Origin of the sequence: Kitasatospora sp. NPDC059327, assembly GCF_042752535.1 — a bacterium.
GTDB lineage: Bacteria > Actinomycetota > Actinomycetes > Streptomycetales > Streptomycetaceae > Kitasatospora.
This window is the reverse complement of record NZ_JBHYYB010000033.1, coordinates 53,979-73,673: the sequence shown is the minus strand read 5'-3', so window position 1 is coordinate 73,673 and position 19,695 is coordinate 53,979. Positions and strand designations below refer to the sequence as shown.

Below are 19,695 nucleotides of genomic sequence, written 5' to 3'. Positions count from 1 at the left end.
GCATTTGCCGTCCGTTCGCTTTTCGGCCCTCTCGGCTTGCGGCGCCCCGGCTTGGCTGGTGCCGGTGCGCAGCAGAGCGCCCCGGGAGGGAAGACCGATGACCAGCCGAAGGGGCTCGTCCCAGGCCCAGAACGCGATCGCGGCGCGGCGCAACCGCCGCCCGATCGTCGCAGCCGCCGTCACCGCGGCGCTGCTCCCAACCCTCTTCTCGGCCTCCGCGTGCGGCGGACCGGCCGACGCCGCCACCGGCAGTGGCGAACTGACCGTGATGACCTGGGCCCCGTCCGGCACCGGCTCCGCGGACCGGCCCGGCATGACGGCCCTCGCCGAGGCCATCGGCCGGGACATCAACGCCAAGGGCGGTCTGAACGGCCGCCCGATCCGGGTCCTGACCTGCAACGAGCACAACACCGCGGACGGTGCCACGGCCTGCGCGCAGCAGGCGGTGGACGCCAAGGCGGTCGCCGTACTCGGCTCCTACAGCCAGTACGGGGACAACTTCATGCCCGTCCTGGAGCGGGCCGGCATTCCGCTGATCGGCGGCTACGGGCTCTCCCAGCCCGAGTTCAGCAGCCCGCTGTCGTACCCGGTGGGCGGTGGCCTGCCCGCGCTGATCGGCGGCAGCGGCCGGCAGCTGGTGGAGGCCGGCTGCAAGGCCGTCGCGCTGGTCCGGCCGGACACCCCGGCCGGTGACAACCTGCTCGGCTACCTGGCCAACGCGCTCAAGCCGGCCGGGATCAAGCTGCTGGACGTCAAGGCACCGGAGCAGTCGAACGACTACACGCCGGTCGCCCGCAAGGCGATCGGCAAGGACGAGCCGGCGAACTGCATCACCTCCGCCCTGGCCGCCGAGCCGACCGGCAACCTGCTGGACTCCTACCGCCGGCTGAGCCCGAAGAACACCCGGATCGCCTCGGTGATCGGCAGCGTCCAGCAGTCGGTGGTCGACTCCACCGGCGGCGACAGCGGCCCGCTGGCCGGCGCCTACGTCACCAGCTGGTACCCGCCGGAGTCCGCCAAGATCTGGGACGCCCTGCGCTCGGTGGTGCACGGCGACTCCGCCGGCGGCCGGAACGTCGACGTCTCCGACCCCGGGGTGCAGACCACCTGGGTCGCCTACGAGGTCTTCCGCCAGGTGTCCGAACGGCTGACCGCCGCCGGGCGGCCGCTCACCGCCAAGACCGTGACGGCGCTGCTGGACGGCGGTGAGCAGATCGACGTCGGGCTCACCCCGCCGCTGAACTGGGGCACCACCAACATGCTGCCCAGCACCGAGTCGCCGCGGCTGGTCAACACCTGGGTGAGCTACCAGGTGGTCAAGGGCGGACGGATGACCCTGCAGCAGCCGGGCTTCGTGGACGTCCGCTGGGTGCTCACCGGGGGCCGGCCGCCGGCCTGACGGCGCGCGCCCGGCACGGGCCGGACCGGTCACCCGGTTCCGGCCCCTCGGGCTGCCCGCCCACCGGGCACACGCTCCCCGGGCGCACGTTCCCCGGGCGCACACCGCCGGGCAGGGCCCGGCCGGAGCGCCGCGTCAGAGGTCCCCGTCGCCGCGGGTGGGCAGGCCGGTCTGGCCGGCGATGGTGTTCCAGAGCCCGGAGGCCTGCTTCTTCGCGGTGGTGGCGGTGCCGCTGGCCTGGACCGCGTTCTTGTAGTGCTGGTTGTCGATCTTCTTCGGGTCGCAGGCGCTCTGCGCGTCGCCGGCCCAGGCCGCGTACTCGTCGTCGGCGGTCGCCGAGGCCTGCCAGGCCGCGTTGAGCTGCTCGACCAGCTGCGGGCCGCTGGGCAGCTTGTCCGTCTTGAGGGCGGCGAGCTTGGTCTGCAGCTCCCGGCGCTTGCCGGCGGCGTCGGTCAGGGCCTGCTGGGACTCGGGCAGCTTGTCGCACTTCTGCACCGAACCGACCGCGCCGATCACCGCCTGGCGGCTGTCGTTGGCGGTGCCCAGCAGGTCGGACAGGGCCTGGGCCTGGGCCTTGACCTCCGGGCTGACGGTCGCCGCCGTGCCGCTCGCGGCGGGCGGGCCGCCGGCCGGGCTGCTGCCGGTGGCCACCGGGGCGGCCGGCTTGTCGTGACCGGCCTTCTCGTCGCCGCCGCTCATCAGGACGGCGACCAGGATGCCGGCGGCCGCGCAGCCGGCCACCACCCCGCCGATGATCAGCTTGCCGGAGGGCCGTCCGCCGCCGCGGTTGGCGACCTGGGTGGTGGGGTGGTCCTGCCCGCCGTAGCCCTGTGGGGCCGGGTACTCCTGCGGGGCCTGCTGGTACGCGGGGTAGCCCTGCTCCGGCTGCTGCGGGTAGCCCGGGGCGGGCTGCTGGTAGCCCTGGTCCGGCTGCGGATAGCCGGGCGCGGGCTGCGGGTAGCCGGGCTGCAGCGGATGGCCGCCCGCCTGCGGATCCCCCGCGGGGTAGGGCGGCAGGTACTGCGTCTCCGGCGCCTGGCCGGGCTGCGGCGCGCCGTACCCGGGCTGCGGCACGCCGCCCCACGAGGCGCCCTGGGCCGGAATGGCCTGGGTCGGCAGCGCGTGCGCGCCGTCGCCGAGGTACTCCGGCTGTCCCGAGGGCTGCCCGGCCGGCGGGAAGGGCGGCTGCCCGCCGGACTGCTGGGGCGGCTGCTGGCCCTGGGCACCCGGCGCCGGTGGCTGCCCGGGCTCGGGGCGGAACAGATCGTCCAGGTTGAAGTCACCCGAATTGGGGTACGAGCGGCGCTGGCTCAACGCGATTCCTCACCTGTGCACGACCGCGCGCTGACGGCGGACCACATCTCGTCGGTTCTTGGGGGCATCACAGTTCCTTGGACGTCGCGCCCACGCTACCGGTTCACCGAACCGGGTGACCACGTGGGCGGTCCATCCCTCACCGGCCCCTCACGCGCCGCACGGCGCCCCGCTCAGGCGGCCTCCGCCTCGGCCCGGGCCTGGAACTCGCGCACCACCCGCTGCTCCCGGAACGGCTCCAGCCGCCGCCGGAACTCGTCCAGGTACTCGACGCCCCGGTTGGACCGCAGCCCGCTCAGCAGCCGGACCGCCTGCGCGCCCGTCTCACAGGCCCGCTCCAGGTCCCGCTGCTGCAGCTGGGCCGTCGCCAGCAGCACCAGGTCCACCGCGCGGCGCCGGACCCTGGTCGGCGGGTGCAGGTCGAGCGCCCGACGGGCGTAGTGCTCGGCCGGTCCGGCCTGCTCCAAGTCCCGGTGGCAGTGAGCCAGCTCGTCCGCCAGGTAGGCGTCGTCGAAGTGGACGATCCAGTCCGGGTCGTCCTCCGGTCGGCGCTTCTCCATGGCCTCCAGCGCCTTGGCGGCCACCGCCTCGCAGGAGCGGGCGTCGCCGAGCAGGGCGTGGCCGCGCGCCTCGGCCGCGTAGAACATCGCCATCGCCGTCGGGGTGGCCACCGAGCGGGCCCCCTCCTGCGCGGCGCGGGCGAGTTGGGCGATCTCCCGCGGGTTGCCGAGCGTCGCCGCCAGGTGGCTCATCGAGGCCGCCAGCACATAGCCGCCGTAGCCGCGGTCGTCGGCCGCCTGGGCGAGCCGGAGCGCCTGGATGTAGTAGCGCTGGGCCAGCCCCGGCTGCCCGGTGTCCACCGCCATGTAGCCGGCCAGCTCCGTCAACCGGGCGACCGCCGCGAAGAGTTGCCGCCCGGTCTCCTCTCGGTAGGCGCCGCCGAGCAGGCCGGAGACCACGCTGTTGAGGTAGTGGACGACCACCGGGCGGACGTGCCCGCTGCCGAAGCGGTGGTCGAGGTCGACCAGCATCGCCGTGGTCGCCTTGATGGCCGCGACGTCCGTCGGGCCCACCCGCGGCCCGCCGGTCCGCGCCACCACCGGATCGGGCGGGGTGATCAGCCAGTCCCGGCTGGGCTCGACCAGGGCGGAGGCCGCCACCGTCGCACCGGTCAGGAAGTCCCGCCGGCCGACATCGCTGCGCCAGAGCTCACAGACCTGCTCCAGCGCGGCGTTCAGCGTCGGCGCGAACTGCAGCCCGATCCCGGAGCTGAGGTTCTTGCCGTCGGCCATGCCGATCTCCTCGACCGACACACCCCGCCCCAGCTTGCGCCCGAGCGCTTCGGCGATGACCGCCGGTGCCTGTCCGCGCGGCTGCTGGCCACGGAGCCAGCGCGCGACGGACGTCTTGTCGTACCGCAGGTCCAGGCCGTGCTCGGCCCCGCAGAGGTTGACCCTCCGCGCCAGGCCGGCGTTCGAGCAGCTGGCCTCCTGGATCAGCTGCTGCAGACGCTCGTTGGGCTGTCGTGCGACAAGTGGTCTCGCGGCCATTGGCTTCGCCTCCCCACACCCTCCGGTCCCGGCCGGTGGGCGACGATTCTGCTGATCTGTTGCCGACTGTCCGACCGTCCAAGGAATCTGACACCAGGTTAGCGATCAGCAACGCCACCGGGATACCCACGGTGACGATCCCCACCCCCCACGCGCCCTGGTCAATGCTCCCGTGCGCCCCCACTGCGCCCACCCCCGCCCACCCCAACTCGGTTGCCTCACCGGTTCGGGTGACAATTGCCGCCGCGCGGCAGACCCGCTCCCGCCGGGCCGTAACCAGCCTCACGCACGGTAGTTGAGCACCGCGTGGACGACATCCCAGACTCCCCCGACCAGGGCGGCAACGCCGGACTCCCCCCGCTGCTCATCGAAGCGGTCAGCTATGCCGAGACCCGCCACTGGGAGGTCGCCCCGGGTGCCTGGCTGATCGACGGCGACGGGCCGGCCCGCTGCTCCTGCGGCGACGGCCGCTGTCCGCTGCCCGGTGCGCACCCGCTCGACGCGGACTGGGCCCGCAAGGCGAGCGCCGGACCGGGGGCGGTGCGGCGCTGGTGGGCCGAGCGGCCCGACGCCTCGATCCTGCTGCCCACCGGTCGCTCCTTCGACGTCCTGGACGTGCCGGAGGTGGCCGGCTGTCTGGCGCTGGCCCGGATGGAACGGATGGACCTCCAGCTCGGCCCGGTGGTCGCCGTCCCGGCCGCGCCCGGCCGGTCCGGCCGGCGGCTGCACTTCCTGGTCCTGCCGGGTGTGGCGGCCAAGCTGCCGGAGATGCTGCGCAGGCTCGGCTGGCCGCCCGGCCGGCTGGACCTGGTGGCCCGCGGCGAGGGCGACTGGACGGTGGCCCCGCCGTCCCGGGTCGGCCCGAGCGGCTTCGCCCAGTGGGCCCGCTCGCCCTCCGCGCTGAACCGCTGGCTGCCCGACGCCGCCGAGCTGATCAGCCCGCTGGCGTACGCGTGCGGCCGCGAGGCGCCCTCGGTCCAGCAGCGGCCCGCCCAGCCGGCGGCGGTGCGCTGAGGCCGGCCCGGCACCCGGACGGCTCCGGACCGCGCCCCGCGGCGGCGCCGGGCCGGGCACCGGCCGGATGATTCACCACCCCGTGAACAGCCGCCCTACGCCTATCGGGTGAGGGCGTGCGATGCGCGACACCCCGCGCGCGACTGACGGGCCTTGCCTCCCACCGGAGGCGGGGCCCGTCAGACGCATGTGCGGATAAGGCTTCGATGTACCCGCTGGTCAACGGCGAAAGCCCCTCGTACGAGTGACAACGCTCAAGGATTGCCATGATCTGCCGAGGGGAGGAATTCCAGCGTGAGGGGACGCCGGAAGGGTCGCTCGGACGGGGAAGCCGGGCGAGGCGGTCGGGAGGGAGCCGGGAGGGATCGGAGGGGAACGGAGGGGAACGGAGGGGAACGGAGGGGAACGGAGGGGAACGGAGGGGAACGGAGGGGAACGGAGGGGACGGGAGGGAACAGGAGGGGAATGCGGGGGGCCGTGGCACCGGCCGGGTTCGGGGAGGCCGGTGCCGGGGGAACGGGAGGGACGGGGAGGACGAGCAGGGCCCGGTGCTGCGGGAGCACCGGGCCCTGCTCGTCGCGTCCTGCCGGGGCGCCCACCGCCGGCGCGCTCGGCCCGGCTGCCGGACCGGCGCAGTGGCCGGGCCCGCCCGGCCGTCAGGCCTGCGCGACGAAGACGTGCGCGGCGATCTCCTTGCCCAGCTCGGCCGCGTTGTCCCCGGTGCCCACCAGCACCCCGCCGACCCCGGTGGAGACCCGCACCGTCGACCCCGGCCGGATCCCGGCCCGGCGCAGCGTGCGCATCAGCTCGCCGTCGGTCTGGATCGGCTCGCCGATCCGGCGGACGACCACCTGGGCACCGCCGTCGCCCGGCCGCACCGAATCCAGCGGGACGAGCGCGGCGTCGTAGCCCTCGCCCTCCGCCTTGGCGTCCCCCAGTTCGTCCAGACCGGGGATCGGGTTCCCGTACGGGGACTGGGTGGGGTGACCGAGCATGGCGAGCACCTTGCGCTCCACCGTCTCGCTCATGACGTGCTCCCAGCGGCAGGCCTCCTCGTGCACCTGCTCCCACTCCAGCCCGATCACGTCGACCAGCAGGCACTCGGCGATGCGGTGCTTGCGCATCACCCGCACGGCGAGCCGCCGGCCCTCCTCGGTGAGTTCGAGGTGACGGTCGCCCGCGACCTGCAACAGCCCGTCCCGCTCCATCCGCCCGACCGTCTGGCTGACCGTGGGGCCGCTCTGCTCCAGGCGCTCGGCGATCCGGGCGCGCATCGGGACGATGCCCTCCTCCTCCAGCTCCAGGATGGTGCGAAGGTACATCTCAGTGGTGTCGATCAGCCCAGACATCGCCGCTGGCTCCGTTCCTCGGTGTCCTCACCGCCAATTCTGACCTACCGAGCGGGCAACCGGGCCCGCGCAGGGGCCCCGGGGGCGGGTTTTCGTTCCTGTTGACAGCGACACCGGTGAGGCAGCACCGTGCTGGCCGTAGCTTTCTCCATCGGCGGCCGGACCACCCGGCCGTCCCACCCGGCCGGCTCCCCCACCGGCAGAGAGCGAAGGCAACAGATGAGTGACCTGGTCGGCCGGTACTTCGACGCCGCGATCGAGCATCTGCGGCGGGTCCGGTCCGAGGAGTCCGAGAACATCGAGGCGGCCGCCGCGCTGCTGGCCGGAGCGGTCACCGAGGGGCGCCGGGTGTTCACCTTCGGCTCCGGCCACTCCTCGCTCGCCGCCCAGGACGTGGTCTACCGGGCCGGCGGGCTCGTCCCGGTGAACCTGCTGGACGTCCCCGGGATGGCCGGGGTGACGGTGATGCCGGCCCCGCTCGCCAGCGCGCTGGAGCGGGTCTCCGGGCTGGCCACCACCACCCTGGACCTCACCCCCGCCACCGCCGGGGACCTGCTCTTCGTCATCTCGCTCTCCGGCCGCCAGGTCATGCCGGTCGAGCTGGCCCAGTACGCCCGGTCCCGCGGCCTGACGGTGGTGGGGGTGACCTCGCTGGCGTACCCGGCGGAGGTCCCCTCGGCGCACCCGTCCGGCACCTATCTGAAGGACCACTGCGACGTCGTCCTGGACAACAAGATCGCGGTCGGGGACGGCGAGCTGACCCACCCTGCCGCCGAGACCACCTTCGGCCCGGTCTCCACCATCGTCACCAGCGCCCTGATGCAGGCCGTGGTCGCCTCGGCGGTCGGCCGGCTGGCCGACGCGGCGGCCGACGGCGACGGCGCCGCCCCGCCGCTGTTCCGCTCCGGCAACGTGCCGGGCGGCACCGAGTGGAACGCCAAGCAGATGGCCGACAACGCGGACCGGATCTTCTACACCTACTGAGCGGGCCCGCGCGCCGCCCCGGAGGGTCACGGTATGGGACAACCTCCGGCGGCATCCCGGCCAATGCCGGCGGGCGGGGCCCCCGCCAGGCGTACCGGTCGGGCGGTCGGGGCAGGAGAGCGGTGCGACCGGAGCGACGGGTGGGGGCCGAGGATGGCGTCGGGTGCGGGTCCGATGGGGTGGGTGCGCGAGGAGGAGCTGCTGCCCGAGCTGTTCCGGGTCGCCGACTCCGCCTCGCTGCAGGGGCAGCGCCGGTCCGTGCTGCTCTCCGCCTGGGAGCTGGCGCTGCTGGTGGTCGCCGCCGCGGCCGGCTCCGCCGACGGCGAACCCTGGGCCTGGCCGGCCGCCGTCGCCTACCTCGGCGCGATCGTCCTCGCCCTGGTGATCAGCCGGCAGAACCCGCAGGGCCTCTGGTACGAGGGCCGGGCGGCCGCCGAGTCGGTGAAGACGCTGGCCTGGAAGTTCGCCGTCCGGGCGGACGCGTACCAGCCGCCGCCGCGCAGCCTGCCGGACGCCGAGGGCCTGTACCGCTTCCAGCTCGGCCGGGTGCTCAGCGCCTTCCGGGGCAGCCGCGCGCTCGGCCCGGCCACCGGGAGCCCGGCCGCCGGGAGCGCGGTGGCCGGGGGCACGCGGGCCCCGGCGGCCGCGAGCGGCGCTCCGGACGGCGGCCGCGCCGACGCTGCCGGCACCGGGATCACCGAGGCGATGCACGGGCTGCGCGCCCAGCCGCTGGCCGTGCGCCGCGAGGTGTACCTGCGGGCGCGGATCCAGGTGCAGCACGACTGGTACCGGAGCAAGGCCCGGTACTGCGCCCGGGCCGGCTTCTGGACCGGTGTGCTGGGCGTGGTGCTGCCGCTGCTCGGCCTGGTGCTGGCCGTCCTGCGGGCGCTGGGCTGGTTCCGCTACGACGCGCTCGGCACGGTCTCCGCGGTGGCCGCCTCGGTCACCGCCTGGGCCCAACTGCGCCAGTACCGGCCGCTGGCCGCCGCCTACCGGCTGGCCGCCGAGGAGCTGGAGCTGATCCGCCACCAGCTGACCGGACTGGACCTCGGGTCGGCCGACGCCGAGGAGATCTGGGCCCGGCTGGCCCGCGACGCCGAGGACGCCGTCTCCAGGGAGCACACGACCTGGCAGGCCCGTCGCGAGGTCCGCGGGACGACCGACCGGGACCACTGACAGAGCCCTGACCCGGCGGGGCGCCGACCTGACGGAGCCCCGACCGGAGCTCAGCCCGGAGCCTGAGGAGGCCGCGCGTGTCACTACGGATGGTCAAGGCGGCCGACGGCCGCGCCCTCGCCGTCGAGACGGTGGGCGACCCGCGCGGCCGGCCGGTGTTCCTGGTGCACGGCACGCCCGGCAGCCGGGTCGGCCCGCACCCCCGCAGCACCGTGCTCTACCGCCTGGGTGTCCGGCTGATCTCCTTCGACCGGCCCGGTTACGGCGACTCCACCCGGCTGCCCGGCCGGCGGGTGAGCGCGGCCGCCGCCGACGTGCGGACCATCGCGGACGAGCTCGGGCTCGCCGAGTTCGCGGTGCTCGGCCGCTCCGGCGGCGGCCCGCACGCGATGGCCTGCGCGGCGCTGCTGTCCGAGCGGGTCACCCGGGTGGCCGTGCTGGTCGGGCTGGCGCCCCGGAACGCGGCCGGCCTGGACTGGTACGGCGGGATGACCCCCTCCAACGTCCGGGCGTACCGGGAGGCCGAGCGCGGGCACGGCCGGATCGCCGACTCGATGCAGTTCCGCTCCGAGCAGATCAGGGCCGACCCGGGCCGGCTGCTGAAGGGCCTGCGGCCGGAACTGCCCCCCACCGACCGGGAGGTGGTCGCCGACACCGGGCTGCGGCGGATGCTGCAGAGCAACTACCGCGAGGCGTTCCGGCACGGCGCCGACGGCTGGATCGACGACGTGCTGGCCTTCACCGCCGACTGGGGCTTCCGGGTCCAGGACATCAGCGTGCCCACCTGGCTCTGGCACGGCGCGGACGACCAGTTCTCCCCGGTCGAGCACTCGCGCTGGCTGGCCGACAACATCCCCGGGGCCGCGCTCTTCCTGGAGCCCGGTGCCGCGCACTTCGGCGCCTTCCGGGTGATGACCACCGCGCTGGCCTGGGCGGCCGGGCACAGCTCGGCCGACCGGCCGCCGGGCGGCCCGCTCCGGCCCTGACCGGGGGCGGGCGCCCGGACCGCCTCAGGCCCCGACCGGGGTGACCGGCGCGCCGCCCGCCAGCACCGCCAGGACGTTCTCCACCGCCAGGCCGCCCATCGCCTGCCTGGTCCGCACGGTGGCGCTGCCCAGATGCGGGGCGAGCACCGCCCGCTCCTGGGCGAGCAGCGCGGACGGCACGGCCGGCTCGCGCTCGAAGTTGTCCACGGCGGCGGCGAACAGCGCGCCCGACTCCAGGGCGCCGGCCAGCGCCTCCTCGTCCACCACCCCGGCGGTCATCGAGACCACCACCGCGCCGGGCGGCAGCAGGGCCAGCCGGCGGGCGTCCAGCAGGTGCCGGGTGGTGGGGCCGAGCGGGCAGGTGACGACCAGCACGGTGGAGCGGGCCAGCAGCTCCTCCAGCGGCAGCCACTCCGCGCCCCCGGCCTGCTCCGGCGGCAGCTCGCGGCGGTTGTGGTAGCCGACCGGCATGTCGAAGGCGCGGGCCCGGCGGGCCACCGCCTGCCCGATCCGGCCCATGCCGAGGACGCCCAGCGGGGTACCGGCCAGCTCCAGGCCGAGCAGGAAGTTCGGCGCCCAGGCCCAGGGCTGACCGGAGCGCAGCAGCCGCTCGCCCTCGCCGAGCCGGCGGGTGGCGGCCAGCAGCAGCGCCCAGGCCATGTCGGCGGTGGCGGCGGTGAGGACGCCGGGGGTGTTGCTGACCAGCACGCCGCGCTCGGCGCAGGCCGCGAGGTCGATGTTGTGGTGGCCGACCGCGTGGTTGGCCACGATCCGCAGGCCCGGACCGGCCGCGTCCAGGAAGGCACCGTCCACCACGTCGTCCAGGGTGGTGACGACCGCCGCCCGGCCCCGGACGGCCGCCAGCAGCTCGCCGCGCGCCATCGGCAGGTCCGAGTCGTGCACGGTCGCGGGGTGCCGTTCGGTGAGCCGCTCGACCACCCCGGGGGCGAGGCGGCGGGTGACCAGGACCGGGGGCAGGGGCTGCTCGCTCATAGGGCCCGAAGCATACGCTCCGGGCCCTGCGGCCGACTTCGGACGTCCCGTGCGCCGGGTGACGTCCCGTGCGCCGGGTGACGCCCCGGGGTCACACCGGCTGCGGCTCCAGGTCGCGGTTGATCCGCTTCCAGCCGCGGGCGGCGACGGTGTTGGGGTGTTCCTCGCCGAACTGGCGGATCAGCTCGGCGATCGACCGGGCGCGCAGCTCGGCGGCCTGGCTGTGCCGGCCGGCCGTGCGCAGGGTGACGGCCAGGTTGGCCTCACAGGCGACCGCGTCCGGGTGGCGGGGCGTGTAGCGCTCGCACAGCCCGGCGTACGCGCGGCGGCCCAGCTCCTCGGCGAGTCCGACCTGGCCGGCGTCCCCGTAGGCGTTGGCCAGGTTGATCATCGCGTTGAGGGTGTACGGGTGATCCTGGCCGACCGAGCGGGTGAGCCCGTCCACGGTGTCCCGGCCGCGCTCGATGGCCCCCTGGGTGTCGCCGCTGCCCCGCAGGTAGATGCCGAGGTTGTTGGCGCAGGCCAGGGTGAACGGGTGGTCCTCGCCGAACAGCCGGCGGTGCCCCTCGTACACGGTGGTGCACAGGTCGCGGGCGGCCTCCTTGTCGCCGGAGGCGCTGTGGTCGGCGGCCAGGTTGAGCGCGCAGGCCAGCGCGTCGGGCGCGTCGGCGCCGTACCGCTCCAGGTAGCGCTCGTAGGTCTCCTTGGTGATCCGGCGGGCCTCGGCCAGCTGGCCGGTCCGGCGCAGCGAGACCGCCAGCGACTTGGCGTTGCGCAGGTTCTCCGGCAGGTCCGGGTCCAGCACGTCGCCGAGGTCGTTGGTGACCTCCTGGAGCAGCTCCACCGAGCCGCGGTAGTCGCCGAGTTCGCGCAGGTCCCGGGCGAGGTTGGACTTGGTGGACAGGGTGTACGGGTGGCGCGGGCCGAGCACCGCGGTGCGCCGGTCCAGGGTCTCCTGGTCGAGCTCGCGGGCGGCCTCGCTGTCGCCGACCAGCCGGTAGTCGATGGCCAGGTTGTTCGCCATCGAGAGCGTGCGCGGGTTGTCGTCCCCGAACAACTCCCGGAACTGGTCGAGGATCTCGCGGTCCAGGTCGAGCGCCTCCTGGAACCGGCCGAGGGCCCGGCGGTCGGCGCCGAGCGAGCCGGCGGTCATCAGGGTGTACGGGTGGTGCTCGCCCAGCAGGGCCCGCTGGCGCTCCAGGGTGGACTCGTCCAGGGCCAGCGCCTCGGCGTAGTTGCCCTGCGAGCGGAGCACGTTGGCGAGCTGGAAGCGCAGCAGCAGGGTCTGCCGGTCGTCCTCGCCGAGCTTGCCGGTCCACTCCGCGTCCAGGGCGTGGCCGAGGTCCCGGGCACGGTCCAGCTCACCGCGCTTCCAGAGGTAGCGGACGCGGTCGATGAGCAGCTGCCGGGTGTCCGCCTCGTCGCAGTTGTGCGCCTTGGAGGGCGACAGGTGCGGCCAGATCTCGTCGAAGGCGGGCCAGTTGGCCGGGTCGTCGGTGTCTCCGAGGACGGGCCGGGCGCCGGTGAGGATGCGGTGCACCTCGTGGACGGCGACCTCCTGCTCCTCCTCGGTCATCTCGGCCCGGATCACCGCCTGGACCAGCCGGTGGACCTGGAAGCTGTTGGTGCCGGCGTCGACCTTGGCGAGCGCGTACCGGCCGATCGCCTGGATCACCTTCCCCAGCATGAACTTGTCGCTGAGGTCGGCGTCGTACTGCACCAGCGCGCGGATCATCTGGTCGCTGTAGAACAGGTTCATCGAGATCGGCTCGGGCGCGAAGAACGCGCAGAGCTGGAGCAGCCGGACCGCCGCCGGCGACTGCGTGCGCAGCCGGCCGATCGAGACGTTCCAGGTGGCGCCGACCGGTGTCGGGTAGTCGGCCGGCCGGGCGCCGGCCAGCGCGCGGGCCGCCTCGGCCTGCAGCTGGGCGACGTAGGTGTCCACCGGCGTCCCGGTGGTGTCCAGCCAGGCGGCGGCGACCTCGACGGCCAGCGGCAGGTCGCCGACCGCCTCGGCGACCCGGTCGGCGTCGGCGCGGGAGAGCCCGCGGGCCCGGCGGCAGAGGTGCTCGACGCTCTCGCCGCGGGTGAAGACGTCCACCTCCAGCGCCTCCGCGTGACCGGACCAGGCCTGGTTGCGGGAGGTGACCAGGATGTGGCCGGAGCCGCCGGGGAAGAACCGGCGGATCTCGGCCGGCTCGTCGGCGTTGTCGAAGATGAGCAGCCAGCGGGCGGTGGGCACACCGCGGCGCAGCGCCTCCCGGGCCGCCTCGGCGGCCTCGGTGACCGAGTCGCCCACCCGCAGGCCGAGCCGGCGGGCCAGGTCGGCCAGCGCCGGGGCGACCAGCTCGGTCTGCTCGGCGTCGATCCACCAGACCAGGTCGTAGTCGGACATGAAGCGGTGCGCGTACTCCAGCGCCACCTGGGTCTTGCCGACACCGCCGAGCCCGTACAGGGTCTGCGGGGTGGGCAGCACGGCGGCCATGCCGCCGCGCAGCTGGTTGCGCAGCTGCTCCAGGACGGCGGCCCGACCGGTGAAGGAGGGGTTGCGCGGCGGGACGTCCCAGACCTGCGGCTTGCTGCCGGGGAACCGCGGGCCGGTGCCGGTGGTCTCGGCGAGCGGCACGTCGGCCCGGCCGAGGGCGCGCAGCAGGGTCTGCACGGACTGCGTCTCGTCGCGGCCGACCAGGTCGACGGGGTTGCGGTTGCTGAACGGCGCGGTGAGCCGGACGTCGCCGACCCGGACCGGGACGAGCTGGCGGCGGGTGCCGGACGGGTCGGAGCTGACCACGGACTCCCAGAGCGCGCGGGCCTGCGGCGAGCGCTGGTAGGCGGGCGAGAGCACGGCGACCGTCCGGTAGGCGGCGTCGATGCCGCGCTCGGTCTCCTGGCGCGGGTCGGAGCCGGCGCTGAGGTCCCGGGGCAGCACCCGGAAGCCGGCCCGGGTCAGCACCGACTCGATCCAGTCGGCCCACATCCGGTCCTCGGGGACGTAGGAGAGGTAGAGGTCGGCCGGGACGGACGGGCGGCGCCGGGTGAAGGCGTCGACGTAGCGCAGCCGGACCTCCTCGTCGACCGTCGGCAGCGAGGCGACCCGGCCGTTGGTGATCACGCCGGTCAGCCGTTCGCAGGCGGCCAGCATCGAGGTCTGCGCGCCGCCCTGGTCGCCGAAGGTCGCCAGGATCTCCTCGTAGGCGTAGAACGGCCGGTACGGGATCTCCACCGAGCCCCAGTAGTGGGCCAGTTCCTCGCCCGCCAGGCCGGCCGGGAGGCCGTCGAAGCGGATCCGGGCCAGCGCCCGCCCGGCGTCCGCCTTCTCCTTCTCGCCCTCGTCGATGCGCATCGGCACCGGCAGGATGCGGATGCCGCGCTCGCGGTAGCGGTCGTGGATGTGCTGGGCGATCCGGGAGGCGCCGTCGATCGACTGGTCGCTCAGGGTGAAGCAGACCACCAGGTCGTCGGGCATCTGGACGGTGCAGATCTCGGCGATGTCGGACAGGCCGGTGCGGGAGTCGATCAGCACGTAGTCGTAGCGCTTGCTCATGTCGGCCTTGAGCGCGTCGAAGAACTGCCCGCCGTCGAAGCGGTCGTAGAAGATGTCCCAGTCCAGGTGGGTGACGGCCTCGGAGTAGTCCCGGTTGAACTGGCCGGCGGAGAGGAAGTCCAGGCTCCCGCCGCCGGGGAACAGCGGCCAGGAGAGCGACAGCGCGTGCGGGTGCACCCGGGCGAAGTCGAGGTGCCAGCCGTCCTCGTGCTCGACCGGGCGCAGCGCCTCCTCCCGGTACTCGGCGATCAGGTCCATCATCCCGGTGGTGCCGGCCAGCACCGCCGGGTCGAGGAACGGGTGGAAGAACTTGGCCAGGCCCGGTGCCTCCAGGTCCCAGTCCACGGTGAGCACCCGGAACCCGTTGGCCGCCAGGATCCAGGCGGTGTTGGCGAGCGCCATGGTGCGCCCGGTGCCGCCCTTGTAGGAGTAGAAGGTGATCACCCGGCCCTGCCGGTCCTGCTCCGCCTCGCGCCGTTCGGCGATCTCGGCCGCGGTCGGGCCGCCGATGCGGAGGTTCCTGGTGCGGTTCTCACTCATGTGGTTCCTCCCCCGGGCGGCGTCCCGTCGTCGGACGGTCGCCGAAGTCGCTGGCTGGGTGGTCGTCGTGGCCGAAGGGGGCGGGGCCCGGCCCGTCCCGGCCGCGGCCCGGCCGGAACGCGTCGCGCAGGTTGGGCCGCGGCGGCGCCGGTTCGTCGGGCTCGGTCCTGGTCCGGCCCTCGAACGCGTACTTGGCCTTCATCGCCGCCCGCGGCAGTGCGTCGTCGAACTCCTCCAGGCTGCCCAGTCCGGGCGTCCCCCCGGCGGTTCCGAGGAAGCTCGGCCGGGCCGACCGGTGGGTGATCCGCAGGATCTGGTCGCTGAGTTCCCCCATCTCCCGGTGCCGCTCGACGCAGTCCGGGTCGTCCAGGTTCCACGGTTCCAGGACGCTCACCCAGGTGGAGTCCGAGCGGTCGAAGCGCCGGACCAGCTCGCGCCGCCGCTCGTCCTGGAGCGCCCAGCGGTCCAGCAACAGCAGTCCGGGGGCGCTGGGTTCACCACCCGCGATGATCGCCTCGGCCTCTTCGTCGAACTCGTGCACGGTGGCCTGGAACCCCAGCTGCCGGGCCAGCCGCACCGCGTGCTCGGCCAGCGGACGGGCGGCGGCGGGCCGGTAGGGGTGCCAGTCGGTGCGCCTGGCCCCGTAGTAGTCGGGATTGCGGTCGGCCGGCAGCTCGCCCTGGTGGTAGGAGAGGACGGAGATCCGCAGCTGTTTGGTGGGCGCGGTGACGTCGAAGGCGCTGGGCTGGGCGTTGAAGTCCAGCCGGCGCCCGACCGGGATCACCGTCTCCTCGGCCACCTCCACGATCCGCCGGGCCAGCCGGTGCACGGCGAGCTCGTAGGCGGAGCGGAAGTAGCTGAGCTTCATCAGCGCGTACAGGCCCTCGGTGGCGTAGTCCGGCCCGAAGCTGGTGTGGTTGAACTGGAGTTCGCTCGCCACCCGGGGCAGTTTGTAGCGGCTCATCGGCGCCCAGAGCACCGGCACGATGCCGCTGGTCCGCTCCGAGTCGAGGTTCGCCGGGTACACCGGGCGGCGGGTGAAGGAGTGCCACTCCTGCCCGCACGGCACGCTGTTGAAGTAGCGCGGCGAGTACAGCGGCACGAAGACCCGGCAGGCGGCCAGCTCCTCGGAGAGCCGTTCGGCCCACAACTCCCCCTGGTGCATGGACTCGTCCATGAACCCGACCGGTACTCCCGCGGGGACGGTGGTGAGTTGGAGCACCGCCTCGCAGAGGTCCCGGTACAGCTGCCGCACCCAGTGGTTGGGGTCACCCGCACCGCGCGCCCCCGATCTCGGGGTGTGGGCGTAGCTGAGGAAGAAGTACGGCCGGGCGGCGTCCTCGTCCCAGCCATGGTCGTTCACACGCGCCTCCCCCTGGCCCGCCGGCAACCTCTTTACCGCGAGTCCCCGTACGCGGGGCTTCAGTGTAGGAACGACTGCGGCCCCAATGGAATAGCACATCCCCCGGCACGAATTGACATGACTGAAACGAACCGGGTACGACCGCGGCCGGGGCGGGCCCGGCCGCCGCCGCCCCGCCGCGCCGCCGTCCGACCCGTCAGGCGCGCGAGCGGCGCAGGACCCGCTCGGCGAGGTCGACCGCCTCGCGGACCGGCACGAGGCGGCAGCGGGCGGCGCCGATCCGGCCCGTGCTGACGCCCACGGCCTCGCGCAGGACCTGCTCGCCCAGGTCGCCGAAGTGGAGGTCGTCGAGCTCGGGGGCCTTGAAGGAGATCCAGCCCGCCGCGCCGCGGCAGCGGTACTCGCGCAGCGGGACGTCGGGCATCCGCAGGTCCGCCAGGTGGAAGGCGGTGAAGCGGGACATCGGGACCCCGAGCATCAGGACCCGGGCGTCCAGGTCGTACAGCCGACCGAGCGGGGACGCCGGGCCCAGGTGGCAGCCGTCCGGGTGGTGTTCGGTGATCCGGCGGGCGAGCCGGCCGACGGCGGCCCACGAGGTCTGCGGGTGGCGGCTGCGCCGGGCGTCCCGGTGGGTGCGGATCGCCTCCGAGAGGGCGCCCATGCTCGGGGAACAGGGGGTGGTGGCCGGGTCGAAGGCCGGCATCCGGCCGCGGTAGGCGGCGATCTCGGCGGGCGAGAGGCCGGCCGTGGCCGCCGCGTGGATCCGGGAGGTGGCCGAGTTCTCCGGGGTGGCCGTGTACCCGACCAGGGTGCCGTGGTCTCCGACCGCCGCCAGCAGCGCCTCCACCACCGCGGCCGGCCCGCCCACCACGGGGCCGAGGGCCCGCAGCGACGCCTGGACGTGCACGACCGTACCCGGGCGGACCCCGAGGGCCGTGACCTGCTCGGTCAGCCGGGCCGTGGTGAGGGCGCGGAGTTCGGTGAGGATGACGGCTCCCCGGGGGTGAGGACGGCTGGCCGGCGACGAGGACGGAAGGGCTCAGCCGCCGGCCATCGCGCGCTCCTCCCGGGCCAGGTCGGCCGCCCGCTCGGCGGCGGCGGGCAGCGCCACGGCGAGCCACGGGGCGACCGTCGTCCGCATCCCGTCGGCGAAGCGCAGCCCGAGCCCGGTCAGCGAACCGGACCCGGCCAGCCGCTCGACCGCCTCCGCGGTGTAGCGCCGCCAGAGCGCGAACTGCAGCCGGGCCCGGTCGGCGGCCTCCCCCGGCAGACCGTCGTACGCGAGGGTGCGGGTGCCCCAGTACTCGGTGACCGCCAGATGGGCGTAGGTACCCTGGAGCAGCCCTTCGAGCGGCCGCGGGTCGGGCCGCCAGGGGGCCAGGTACAGCGCGTCGTCGTCGCGGTCGTACAGGTCCAGCAGGTCGAGCACCGCACCGAGCTTGACGTGCTGGAACTCGTGCGCGAGCAGCAGCGCGAGGGTCGGCGCGGTGGCGGGCCGGGCGATCGCGACCACCCCGAACGCCTGCCGGGCCGCCGAACTGACGTCCCGTCCGGCCGGTCCGGGCCGCAGCGGGGTGACCGCCCGCAGGCCCGCCCGGATGCCGTCCGCGTACCCGGGCAGGTCGTGCCCGAGCAGCTCCCAGGCCTCGCGCAGCGCGCCGGTCCAGTGCAGCAGCTCGCCGTCCGGCAGCCGCTCCGCCACGGCGTGGTCGTGACTGTCGCGCAGCGGGTCGACGTCCTCCAGGGCGACGCTCCAGCCCCCCGCCAGCCGGACGGCGCGCAGCGGCTCGTCCAGGGCGGTGCGCACCGAGCCGTCGGCCGCCCGCACGGTGAGGCCGCCGGGCAGGCCGGTGACGACCGCCTCGCCGTCGGGCAGGGCGATCCGCCCGAGCGTGGGCAGGTGCAGCCACCCGCCGCGCACCGGCACGGCGACGGCGTCGCCCCGCCCGGCCCGGACGGCCGCCGCGGCCGCCAGGCCCGCCAGCGGGCCCAGCCCGGTCCCGAGGTCACCGGCCAGCTGCCGGGCCGCCCAGGCGCGGGCGTACGGATGGGCGAGGACGGTGTCGACCGCGTCCGGGGCGGCGGCGTCCAGCTCGGACAGCAGGGACCACGCCTCCGGGCGGCCCTGCCCCGAGGCGTCCCAGGCGGCTGCCAGCATCGCCCGGGTGAGCGCGAGTTGGGAGCGGGCCAGGGCGCGCACGGTGTCCGCGCCGCCGTAGCCGCGGGCGAGTTCGTCGAGTTGCGCCGGGGCGAGTGCCGCCGGCGCGACCGGCGCGGCCGCCTGGGCCGGCACGACGACCGGTCCGCTCCGTGCCGTGATGCCGTTGATGAGCGTCATGAGGTCCCCGCAGTAGACGGACGGGTTGTCGAAGCCGCCGCCACCATCGTGACTCCGATACCGGTGGGCGTACAGGCCGCCTCCACAGGTGCGCACGACGGGGCAGGCCCGGCAGGTGGGCCCGAGGCCGTCGAGACCGGACTGGCGGGCGGCGATGCCCGGGTGCCGGGCGACGTCGTCGAGACTGTGCGCGAACACGTCGAAGCCGGTCGCGGGGGCGCCGTCGTAGGCCGTCTTGAGGCTGTCCACCTGTTCGAAGGTGCCGTCGGTCTCCAGCACGACCAGATCGGACGGCTCCAGGCCGAGCGACTCGGTGAGACTGGTGAACCCGCGCAGCGTCCGGTGCACCGACTCGAAGGTGCGCACGGCGAACGGCCGCCCGTCCGCCTCCCAGCGGTCGTGGACGGTGAGCAGCCAGTCCGCGTAGGGCGTCCCGCCCCGCCCGGCCGGGCGCTTCGGCGGGTCGTCCCAGGTGGCGTGCGGCAGCAGGAAGTCGACGGCGGGCGGCTGGAGTTCGGCCAGCGCGCGGTAGACGGCCACCGGGTCGTTCTCGACGTCGACGGTGCAGAGCAGGCCGGCGAAGAGGTGCCGGAACTCCGGTTCGCTCAGCAGCGCCACGGCCCGCAGCACCTGGGGGTGGCTGCTGCGCCCGTCGGCGAAGCGGCGGTGCCGGTCGTTGGCGGCCCGGTCGCCGTCCAGCGAGATGCCGACCCCGATCCCCGTCTCGGCGAACAGGGCACAGAACGCGCGGTCCAGCAGCACGCCGTTGGTGTGGATGCGCAGGTCGAGGGCGCAGCCCGGCGGCAGCGCCGCCCGCAGCGCCCCGGCCACGCGCCGGAGCCGGTCCGGGCCGGCGAGCAGGGGTTCTCCCCCGTGCAGGACGACCCGGACGGCGGACAGCCGGTGCGCGGCCGCGTGCGCGCCGATCCGCTCGGCGGCCTTGGCCAGCACCTCGTCGCCGATGACCTTCGGCCGGGTGCGCCAACTGGTGTCCGCGTGCTCGTAGACGTAGCAGTGGTCGCAGGCGAGGTCGCACCGGCTGTGCACCTTCACCACGAATTGCGAGAAAGGCAGCGGAATTCGCTTCATCGTAGGTCTGTTGAATTCGGGTGCGGTCCGGTGGAATTCCGGCCCGTTGTTCCCGG

At 74.7% G+C, this 19,695-nt stretch carries 13 protein-coding genes; 5 read left to right on the top strand and 8 right to left on the bottom strand.

Annotated features, from left to right (window positions below):
• The first annotated feature begins 97 nt into the window (after positions 1-97).
• Positions 98-1,399 (top strand): ABC transporter substrate-binding protein, encoded by a 1,302-nt coding sequence (locus tag ACFXHB_RS21335; RefSeq protein WP_380576166.1) that lies wholly within the window; start codon positions 98-100, stop codon positions 1,397-1,399.
• A gap of 135 nt (positions 1,400-1,534) precedes the next feature.
• On the opposite strand, the gene ACFXHB_RS21330 is transcribed toward ACFXHB_RS21335, so the two are convergent.
• Entirely contained in the window at positions 1,535-2,713 is a 1,179-nt protein-coding gene (locus ACFXHB_RS21330) for a hypothetical protein (protein WP_380576165.1), read from the bottom strand.
• Between the two features lie 173 nt (positions 2,714-2,886).
• On the bottom strand, positions 2,887-4,263 hold the full coding sequence (locus ACFXHB_RS21325) for a transcriptional regulator (RefSeq protein ID WP_380576164.1): 1,377 nt from the start codon (positions 4,261-4,263) through the stop codon (positions 2,887-2,889).
• A gap of 315 nt (positions 4,264-4,578) precedes the next feature.
• On the opposite strand from ACFXHB_RS21325, the gene ACFXHB_RS21320 reads away from it, so the two are divergent.
• Entirely contained in the window at positions 4,579-5,277 is a 699-nt protein-coding gene (locus ACFXHB_RS21320) for a bifunctional DNA primase/polymerase (protein WP_380576183.1), read from the top strand.
• A 656-nt stretch (positions 5,278-5,933) separates the two neighbouring features.
• Here ACFXHB_RS21320 and ACFXHB_RS21315 read toward each other — a convergent pair.
• Entirely contained in the window at positions 5,934-6,626 is a 693-nt protein-coding gene (locus tag ACFXHB_RS21315; RefSeq protein WP_380576163.1) for a metal-dependent transcriptional regulator, read from the bottom strand.
• Between the two features lie 219 nt (positions 6,627-6,845).
• Between ACFXHB_RS21315 and ACFXHB_RS21310 the strand changes: the two genes are divergently transcribed.
• From ACFXHB_RS21310 to ACFXHB_RS21300, 3 genes are all read left to right on the top strand, one after another.
• Positions 6,846-7,610 (top strand): sugar isomerase domain-containing protein, encoded by a 765-nt coding sequence (locus ACFXHB_RS21310; RefSeq protein WP_380576162.1) that lies wholly within the window; start codon positions 6,846-6,848, stop codon positions 7,608-7,610.
• Positions 7,611-7,793: 183 nt separating this feature from the next.
• Positions 7,794-8,786 carry a DUF4231 domain-containing protein gene (locus ACFXHB_RS21305; protein WP_380576161.1) on the top strand — a complete coding sequence of 331 codons (993 nt, stop codon included), beginning with the start codon at positions 7,794-7,796 and terminating at the stop codon, positions 8,784-8,786.
• Positions 8,787-8,875: 89 nt separating this feature from the next.
• On the top strand, positions 8,876-9,772 hold the full coding sequence (locus ACFXHB_RS21300; protein WP_380576182.1) for an alpha/beta fold hydrolase: 897 nt from the start codon (positions 8,876-8,878) through the stop codon (positions 9,770-9,772).
• 24 nt (positions 9,773-9,796) lie between these two features.
• On the opposite strand, the gene ACFXHB_RS21295 is transcribed toward ACFXHB_RS21300, so the two are convergent.
• The 5 genes from ACFXHB_RS21295 to ACFXHB_RS21275 all read right to left on the bottom strand — a co-directional run bounded on the left by ACFXHB_RS21295 (position 9,797) and on the right by ACFXHB_RS21275 (position 19,639).
• Complete coding sequence (locus ACFXHB_RS21295) at positions 9,797-10,765, bottom strand: 2-hydroxyacid dehydrogenase (protein ID WP_380576160.1); 969 nt, start codon at positions 10,763-10,765, stop codon at positions 9,797-9,799.
• Between the two features lie 91 nt (positions 10,766-10,856).
• Positions 10,857-14,849 carry an FxSxx-COOH system tetratricopeptide repeat protein gene (gene fxsT / locus ACFXHB_RS21290; protein ID WP_380576159.1) on the bottom strand — a complete coding sequence of 1,331 codons (3,993 nt, stop codon included), beginning with the start codon at positions 14,847-14,849 and terminating at the stop codon, positions 10,857-10,859.
• Positions 14,842-16,212: a TIR-like protein FxsC gene (locus ACFXHB_RS21285; RefSeq protein ID WP_380576158.1), complete on the bottom strand. Its 1,371-nt coding sequence runs from the start codon at positions 16,210-16,212 to the stop codon at positions 14,842-14,844. The genes fxsT and ACFXHB_RS21285 overlap by 8 nt, the downstream gene beginning before the upstream one ends.
• Positions 16,213-16,408: 196 nt before the next feature.
• A complete protein-coding gene (locus ACFXHB_RS21280; protein WP_380576157.1) occupies positions 16,409-17,119 on the bottom strand; it encodes an aminoglycoside N(3)-acetyltransferase in 711 nt (236 codons plus the stop codon).
• A gap of 132 nt (positions 17,120-17,251) precedes the next feature.
• Positions 17,252-19,639: an FxsB family cyclophane-forming radical SAM/SPASM peptide maturase gene (locus ACFXHB_RS21275; RefSeq protein ID WP_380576156.1), complete on the bottom strand. Its 2,388-nt coding sequence runs from the start codon at positions 19,637-19,639 to the stop codon at positions 17,252-17,254.
• Positions 19,640-19,695: the final 56 nt, after the last annotated feature.

Bases quoted from the DNA above. Each gene is read 5' to 3' on its own strand.
- ACFXHB_RS21310 (WP_380576162.1), top strand. From the start codon at position 6,846: ATGAGTGACCTGGTCGGCCGGTACTTCGACGCCGCGATCGAGCATCTG.
- ACFXHB_RS21315 (WP_380576163.1), bottom strand. From the start codon at position 6,626: ATGTCTGGGCTGATCGACACCACTGAGATGTACCTTCGCACCATCCTG.
- ACFXHB_RS21325 (WP_380576164.1), bottom strand. From the start codon at position 4,263: ATGGCCGCGAGACCACTTGTCGCACGACAGCCCAACGAGCGTCTGCAG.
- ACFXHB_RS21295 (WP_380576160.1), bottom strand. From the start codon at position 10,765: ATGAGCGAGCAGCCCCTGCCCCCGGTCCTGGTCACCCGCCGCCTCGCC.
- ACFXHB_RS21300 (WP_380576182.1), top strand. From the start codon at position 8,876: ATGGTCAAGGCGGCCGACGGCCGCGCCCTCGCCGTCGAGACGGTGGGC.
- ACFXHB_RS21335 (WP_380576166.1), top strand. From the start codon at position 98: ATGACCAGCCGAAGGGGCTCGTCCCAGGCCCAGAACGCGATCGCGGCG.
- fxsT (WP_380576159.1), bottom strand. From the start codon at position 14,849: ATGAGTGAGAACCGCACCAGGAACCTCCGCATCGGCGGCCCGACCGCG.
- ACFXHB_RS21275 (WP_380576156.1), bottom strand. From the start codon at position 19,639: ATGAAGCGAATTCCGCTGCCTTTCTCGCAATTCGTGGTGAAGGTGCAC.